The organism is Amycolatopsis kentuckyensis (assembly GCF_002155975.1).
GTDB classification, from domain to species: Bacteria; Actinomycetota; Actinomycetes; order Mycobacteriales; family Pseudonocardiaceae; genus Amycolatopsis; species Amycolatopsis kentuckyensis.
On sequence record NZ_MUMI01000444.1, the window covers coordinates 1 to 6,491 of the forward strand.

The window sequence follows — 6,491 nt, forward strand, 5'->3', positions numbered from 1 at the left end:
AAGCCGCACGCCAGGCACCGTGGGGCACCCGGCAACTCAGCCACCGAAAGCCACGGCAGGGCTGGAAGCCGCACGCCAGGCACCGTGGGGCACCCGGCAACTCAGCCACCGAAAGCCACGGCAGGGCTGGAAGCCGAGCAGAAGGCACCGTGGGGGTCCGGGGGCTCGGCCCCCGGGAGAAACGACGAAGTCGACATGAGCGGCGAAGCCGCGATGCAGAGACGAAGGGGCGACCCGCTCAACCAGCCTGGGGGTCACTGGGAGCGGGCCGCCGATACCTAGCTTAGAGGGCTTTGGCGGACTTGGCTGCACCGGGTCGGCAAGTCGCACGAATTCTTTACCAAGTTGATCGACCGGAGATCACGAATCCTCTGGTCAGCGCCGCCGGAGGGGGTACCGGCCGGTAGCGGAAAGTGACGAAGGTCGCTCTCGGGCGTTCCGTGCGCGCGAGCGTCACGGGTAGGGCAGGATGACGCCGCATCAGCGGGGAACGTTAGGGGACGGTATGCACGACGGCAGTGGCCGGATTGTGGTGCAGAACCTGAGCAAGCAGTTCGGCGCGGTGAACGCCGTGCAGAACCTCAGCTTCACGGTCGAACCTGGTTCGGTGACGGGCTTCCTGGGCCCGAACGGCGCCGGCAAGACGACGACGTTGCGCATGTTGCTCGGGTTGGTGACACCCACATCGGGGACGGCGACGATCAACGGGCGGCCGCACTCGCAGCTGGGGAACCCGGCGCGGGTGGTCGGCTCGGTCCTGGAGAACGAGGGCTTCCACCCGGGCCGGACGGCGCGCAACCACCTTCGGGTGTACGCCGCGGCCATCGGCGTGCCGGACCGGCGTGCGGACGAGGTGCTCGGCCTGGTGGGCCTGGGCAGTGCCGCGGACCGGAAGGCGGGCGGGTTCTCGCTCGGCATGCGGCAGCGGCTGGCGCTGGCGACGGCGCTGCTGGGCGACCCGCAGGTGCTGGTGCTCGACGAGCCGACGAACGGCCTCGACCCCGAGGGCATCCTGTGGCTGCGCAACTTCCTGCGTTCCTACGCGCGGGAGCAGCGCCGGACGGTGCTGGTTTCGAGCCACCTGCTCAACGAGGTCGAGCAGCTGATCGACCAGGTGGTCATCATCAGCCAGGGTGTCACTCGCTACTACGGCCCGCTGGAGCAGCTGCGCAAGAGCCAGCAGTCCCGGGTGCTGGTGCAGCCGGCGGACCCGTCGGCGCTGGTGAAGGCGTTGCAGGACAGTGGCATCACCGGGGTTTCGCCGACGCCGGACGGCCGGGTCGCGGTGGCCGGGTCGAGCGTGCAGCAAATCGGTGACATCGCCGCGAAGGCCGGGATCGCCGTGTACGGGATGCAGGAGGAGCACGCCGACCTGGAGCGGATGTTCTTCCAGCTGACGCAGGGTCAGTACACCGGCGCGCCGGGCCACGCGGGCCCGCCGCCGCCGGGTTACCCGCCGCAGCCGCAGCCGCAGTACCAGGGCCCGCCGCCCGGTTACCCGCCGCAGCAGCAGCACTACCAGCAGGGCCCGCCGTCGGGTCCGCAGCAGCAACAGCAGCAGTACTGGGGAGGACCGCAGCAGTGATGGGCAACCTGATCAAGGCGGAGTTCCGCAAGACGCTCTCGCTGAACACGTGGTGGGTGCTGCTGATCCCGCTGGTGCTGGTGGCGTTCTGGCTGACCTTCGCGTGGGGCAGCCTCACGAACAACTTCGCGGACTTCCTCGGGTCGAAGGACGCCCGTCAGGTCAGCGAGATGATCGGCCTCGACCCGGACAAGATCCCGGTGGGGCTGCTGGCGCTGGCGCACGGCGTCAACATCGCGCAGCTCGTGCCGGCGTTGTTCGGCGTCTTCGCGCTGGCCGGCGAGTACCGCAACAAGACGATCACCACGACCTTCCTCACCGCCCCGAACCGGGTTTCGGCGCTGACCGCGAAGATGCTCACCTACCTCGTGTGGGGCGCTCTCTACGGCTTGATCAGCTTCGGCGTTTCGGCGCTCGCGGTCATGGCGTCGGTGGATTCGGGCCGGTGGCCGTCCACGGGCCAGTGGCTGGCCGCGCTCGGCGGGTCGGTGCTGGCCGGGGCGCTGGTGACGTTGTTCGGCATCGGGTTCGGCGCGGTGCTGCGCAGTGTGCCGCTGGCCGTGGTGCTGCTGATGGTGTGGTTCCTGCTGCTGGAAAACGTTCTGGTGATCGTGTTCTGGGCCTGGTTGGACATCGACATCCTGGGCGGGATCCTGCCGAACGGCACCGCGAACGGGATCGTCGGCGGCATCGCGGCGGACGCCTTCGGGTTCAACTCGCTCGACCTGCCGGCCAGCGTGGACTCCGGTTCGCAGCTGATCCTGCAGCTCACCGCGGGCGCGCCCGGGGTGCTCTCGTGGTGGGCCTCGGCGCTGATCTTCTTCGCGTGGACCATGGTCTTCTTCGGCCTCGGCTGGGCGGGCAACCAGAAGCGCGACATCACGTAGTCTTCCCGTCCGCGAAGGCCACCTCGAGCTGCTCGAGGTGGCCTTCGCGGCGTTCGGGGAAATATTTTGTCGGTGGTGGCGCTTACTGTCACAACGTGACCGTTGCTCCGCCCCGCTCCCGTCAAGAGCTCCCACCCGCCGAGACAGCCGGCTGGATCCGCCGGCTGTCCGCGGCGGCGTGGGAGCACCGTGTGCTCGTCGTGCTGTCGCTGCTGGCCGCCGCGTTCGGCGTCGGCGTGCAGGCCGTGAGCCCGTTGCTGGTGCGCACGGCGGTGGACGACGCGGTGGCCGGGCAGACCGGCGGGCTGACCGGGATCGCCGTGTTCCTGGTCGGGCTGCAGCTGGTCGCCTTCGGCACCGCGTTCGCGCGCCGCTACCTCGGCGGGAAGCTCGCCCTCGACGTGCAGCACGATCTGCGCCAGCGCGTCTTCAACGCCGTTTCGCGGCTGGACGGCGGCAAGCAGGACGCGCTGCGCACCGGCCAGGTCGCCTCGCGCGCGATCTCCGACCTGCAGCTGGTGACCGGGATCCTGATGCAGGTCCCGCTGTCGTTCGGCTCGGTGGTCTTCGCGCTGCTGTCGTTCGTCGCGATGCTGTGGCTGTCCCCGGTGCTGACGTTGATCGCGCTGGTCGTCACGCCCGCGGTCGGCATCATCGTGGCCCGCAGCCGCAAGCGCCTCTTCCCGGCCACGTGGTCGGCGCAGCAGCGCGCGGCGGACGTCGCGCAGCAGGTCGAGGAGACCGTCACCGGTGTCCGGGTGGTCAAGGGTTTCGGCCAGGCGACGCGGGAGGTCTCGAAGCTGGAAGCGACCGCGCGGAAGCTGTTCGGGGAGCGGCTTCGCGCGGCGAAGCTGTCAGCGGTCCCGACGGCGACCACCGCCGCCCTGCCCGCCGCCGGCCAGGTCGCCGTGCTCGGCATCGGCGGGGTCCTCGCGCTGAACGGGTCCATCACGCTCGGCACCTTCCTGGCCTTCGCCACCTACCTCGCGACCCTGATCGGCCCGGCCCGGATGTTGTCCGGCCTGGTCGTGCAGGCCCAGCTGACCCGCGCCGGCGCCGAGCGGGTGTACGAGCTGATCGACGCGCAGCCCGAGGTCGTCGACGCACCGGACGCGCGGCCGCTGCCGGCCGGGCCGCTGGGCGTGGAGCTCGACGGCGTCCGGTTCGGCTACACGCGCACCGAACCGGTGCTGGCCGGCCTTTCGGTCACCGCGAACCCGGGCGAAACCCTCGCGCTGGTCGGCACCGCGGGGTCCGGGAAGTCGACGATTTCGCTGCTGCTGCCCCGGTTCTACGACGTGCACGAAGGTGCGGTGCGGGTCGGCGGCCTCGACATCCGGGACGTCCCGCTGCGGCAGCTGCGGCAGGCGATCGGCGTGGTGTTCGAGGAGGCGTTCCTGTTCTCCTCCTCGATCCGGGACAACATCGCCTACGGCCGCCCGGACGCCACCGAGGAGGAGATCGTCGCCGCGGCGCGGGCCGCGGAGGCGGACGGCTTCATCCGCGCGCTGCCGGACGGCTACGACACGTTGGTCGGCGAGCGCGGGCTGACGCTCTCGGGCGGGCAGCGGCAGCGGCTCGGGCTGGCCAGGGCCCTGATCACCGACCCGCGGATCCTCGTCCTCGACGACGCGACATCGGCCATCGACACCGTCACCGAAGCGGCGATCCACGACACCCTGCGGTCGGTCACCGCGACCCGGACCACCCTGCTGATCGCGCACCGGCGGTCCACCCTCGCGCTGGCCGACCGGATCGCGGTGCTGGACGAAGGCCGCGTCGTCGACGTCGGCACCGAGGCCGAGCTGCTGGCGCGCTGCCCGCTGTTCCGCGAGCTGGTGGCGGGCCCGGGCGACGACGTCGAGGAGAAGCACCGCTGCGAGGGCCTGGACCGCGGCCAGGACGGGGTCACGCCGTCGCTGTGGCCGCGCAACGAGAGCCGCGACGAGGTCGACGCGCTGGCCGAGGCCGCGCGGATGCGCAGCGGCGACCCGAACAGCAGCGGGTTCGTCGGCGGGGGCGGCGGTCTCGACGTCCCGCCGACGCCGGAGCTGATCGAGGGTGTGCGCAAGCTGCCGCCTGCCGTCGACGAGCCGCGGCTGCCCGGCGTGGACGTCACCGCGCCCGACCCGAAGTTCCGGCTGGCTGGGCTGCTGCGGCCGGTCCGCCGGCCGCTGGCCCTGGTGATCGCGCTGGTGGCGGCGGACGCGCTGGCGTCGATCGCGCTGCCGGGGCTGTACCAGTTCGGCGTCGACCACGGCGTGCGGACCGGAGTCGAGTGGATGATCTGGCTCGCCGCCGGGATCGGCGCCGCGGTGATCGCGGCCGACTGGCTGGTGGTCTTCGCGCAGACGCGGCTGACCTCACGGGTGGGCGAGACGGTGCTGTACGCGCTGCGCGTCCGCAGCTACGCGCACCTGCAGCGGCTCGGGCTCGACTACTACGAGCGGGAGCTGTCCGGGAAGATCATGACCCGGATGACGACGGACGTCGACGCGCTCTCGACGTTCCTGCAGACCGGGCTGGCCACCGCGGTGGTCAGCGCGCTGACGCTGGCCGGGATCACGGCCGCGCTGCTGGTCACCGACGCCGGCCTGGCGCTGTACGCGCTGGCGATGATGCCGGTGCTGGCGGTGGCCACGGTGATCTTCCGGCGGTCGGCGTCGAAGGCGTACAACGAAGCCCGCGAGCGGGTCAGCGTCGTCAACGCGGACATGCAGGAGAACGTCAGCGGGCTGCGGGTCGCGCAGGCGTACACGCGCGAAGACCGCTCCGCCGAGGCGTTCGCTTCGCGCAGCGATGACTACCGGCGCTCGCGGCTGCGGGCCCAGCGGTACGTGGCGACGTACTTCCCGCTGGTGGCGCTGCTGTCGGACCTGGCGACCACGACGGTGCTGGTGGTGGGCGCGAACCGCGTCTCGGCGGGCACGCTGTCGGCCGGTGTGCTGCTCGCGTTCCTGCTGTACCTGCAGCAGTTCTTCTCGCCGATCCAGCAGCTGTCGGCGGTGTTCGACGGCTACCAGCAGGCGAGCGTCGGCCTGAACCGGATCGGCGACCTGCTGCGGACGCCGACGTCGGTGCCGGCGGCGGAACGGGCGGTCGAGGTGCCGCCGCGGCTGCGCGGCGAAGTCTCGTTCAAGGAGGTCGGCTTCTCCTACGCCGGCGCCGAGACCCCGGCGCTGGCGGAGTTCTCGCTGGACGTCGCGGCGGGCGAGACGATCGCGCTGGTCGGCGCGACCGGCGCGGGCAAGTCGACGGCGGTGAAGCTGGTGGCCCGCTACTACGACGTCACCGGCGGCGAGGTCCGGATCGACGGCACGGACGTCCGCGAGTACGACCTGGCCGGCCTGCGCCGCCGGATGGGCGTGGTGCCCCAGGAGGCGCACCTGTTCTCGGGCACGGTGGCCGACAACGTCCGCTACGGCCGCCCGTCGGCCACCGACGCGGAGGTCGAGGCGGCGGTCCGCGCGGTGGGCGCGCTCGACGGCGTCGCGGCCCTGCCGGCCGGCTTCCTGCAGCCGGTGGGCGAGCGCGGCCGCTCGCTGTCGGCGGGGCAGCGTCAGCTGGTGGCCCTGGCCCGGGCGGAGCTGGTCGACCCGGACGTCCTCCTCCTCGACGAGGCCACCGCGGCCCTCGACCCCTCGACGGAGGCGGCGGTCCTGCGCGCCACGGAGACGGTCGCCCGCCGCCGCACCACGTTCGTGGTCGCCCACCGCCTGGCCACGGCGGCCCGCGCCGACCGCATCGTGGTCCTGGACCACGGCCGCATCGTCGAAACCGGAACCCACCCCGAGCTCCTGGCCATGAACGGCCACTACGCCCGCCTCTGGTCCCTCGGCTGAACCCGGAACTCGCGTGATCCAACCCGGAACTCGCGTGATTGAAGCCGGAACTCACGTGATTGAAGCCGGAACTCGCGAGTTCCGGCTTCAATCACGCGAGTTCCGGGTCTGGTCACGTGAGATGCGGGTCTGGTCACCGGGCCTCAGCCGCCGGCGATGCGGGACAGGGCCCCGAAG

At 71.7% G+C, this 6,491-nt stretch carries 3 protein-coding genes; all 3 read left to right on the forward strand.

Going from position 1 to position 6,491, the window contains the following annotated elements:
• Positions 1 to 505: 505 nt before the first annotated feature.
• The 3 genes from CCN39_RS35945 to CCN39_RS35955 all read left to right on the forward strand — a co-directional run bounded on the left by CCN39_RS35945 (position 506) and on the right by CCN39_RS35955 (position 6,314).
• Entirely contained in the window at positions 506 to 1,585 is a 1,080-nt protein-coding gene (locus tag CCN39_RS35945) for an ABC transporter ATP-binding protein (protein ID WP_086849691.1), read from the forward strand.
• On the forward strand, positions 1,585 to 2,472 hold the full coding sequence (locus tag CCN39_RS35950; RefSeq protein WP_086849693.1) for an ABC transporter permease subunit: 888 nt from the start codon (positions 1,585 to 1,587) through the stop codon (positions 2,470 to 2,472). The genes CCN39_RS35945 and CCN39_RS35950 overlap by 1 nt, the downstream gene beginning before the upstream one ends.
• A gap of 95 nt (positions 2,473 to 2,567) precedes the next feature.
• Positions 2,568 to 6,314, forward strand: coding sequence for an ABC transporter ATP-binding protein (locus tag CCN39_RS35955; protein ID WP_086849695.1), 3,747 nt, complete (start codon positions 2,568 to 2,570; stop codon positions 6,312 to 6,314).
• The last annotated feature ends 177 nt before the right edge of the window (positions 6,315 to 6,491 follow it).